We start from the raw sequence: 1,115 nt of genomic DNA on the forward strand, positions 1-1,115 counted from the left end.
CTGTCGGATCTGGTGCTGGCCCGCCGCTACTCCGGCGCCGACCTGGTCGGATCCATCGCCTCGTTCGTCTACCTCGAGGCCCTCGACCTGACCGTGTACCTCGCGGGACCGACTGAGTGCCTGTGGACCCGGGCGGCGGGCGGCACCCTGTTGACGGACCGCCGCCTGCTGGAGGATGTGGGCGGCTTCTCCCCGGTTCCCACAGGTGAGGACTCCCTCCTGTTGGAGGAGACCGCGAGCATGGGCGGCCGCATCTATCGGGGACACGGCTGCAACTACGTTCTCCGACGTAAGGCGGCCGGACACACGTGGGGTGTCGGCTCGGGTTACTTTCTCAGGCACGGGAGAGACCGGCGGCTCCCGGGCTGGTGTCCCAGCGCGCTGCTGGAGCCGGACCCCGAGGACATCCCTGTGACCCGGTCGGCGCGGACTTGGGGCAGCCCGGACGAGCCCCTGCTGAAGCGAAGCCTGACAGCCGGAGGCCTGCGGTGATCGAGACGGTTCTGGCCACCGCGCTACGGGCCCTCGGAGTAGGGCCGGCCCTGGTCGGCCACATCGGGTCGGGTACCTCGGCAGTGGCCGGGCAGGTCGCGCTGGACACCGGTGGCCAGGTCCTGGACCTGAACTGGAAAAGTCGGGCACAGGTTCCGGAACACGGAGAGGGCCCGGTCGTGCTCATTGCCGCGACCCCGGCAGACCTGTTCCGTGCGGAGCCAGCGGTCGACGGATTCCCGCCAGCGGCCGGGGTCGTGGTCATCGTGCTGGCCGCCGCGTCGCGTCCGGCCCCGCCAGTGCCCTCGCCGCCCGGTCTGGGCCAGTGGCAGGGGCTTCTCGAGGCCAGGGTGCGCCGGTTGCCGGACCAGGGCTGGTGGTGGCAGTTCTCCTTCGCCGATCCGGTGGAGGTTTCGCTCGTGGTGGGTGCGGTGGCGCGCGCAGCAGCGGGCGGCGGTCGCTCCGCGACCTGCTCCGTGCGGGAGGGCACGGTCCATAGGGCGCTGGACGGTTCGACCTGGCAGCGCCTGGGAGCACCGGGGATGGCGGACAGGGCCGGAGCGGCCTCCCGTCACACCGTGGCTGATGTGCCTGGTGTGGATGAGCGGGTGGTGAATCCGATG

General features: G+C 71.3%; 2 pseudogenes. Both read left to right on the forward strand.

The window, feature by feature from the left end:
- Positions 1 to 492: pseudogene (locus D457_RS33905) on the forward strand (glycosyltransferase); the annotation flags it as partial.
- Positions 489 to 1,115 (forward strand): annotated as a pseudogene (locus D457_RS33910) (glycosyltransferase); the annotation flags it as partial. The pseudogenes D457_RS33905 and D457_RS33910, both read left to right, overlap by 4 nt.

The organism is Nocardiopsis valliformis DSM 45023 (assembly GCF_000340985.1).
Taxonomy (GTDB): Bacteria; Actinomycetota; Actinomycetes; order Streptosporangiales; family Streptosporangiaceae; genus Nocardiopsis; species Nocardiopsis exhalans.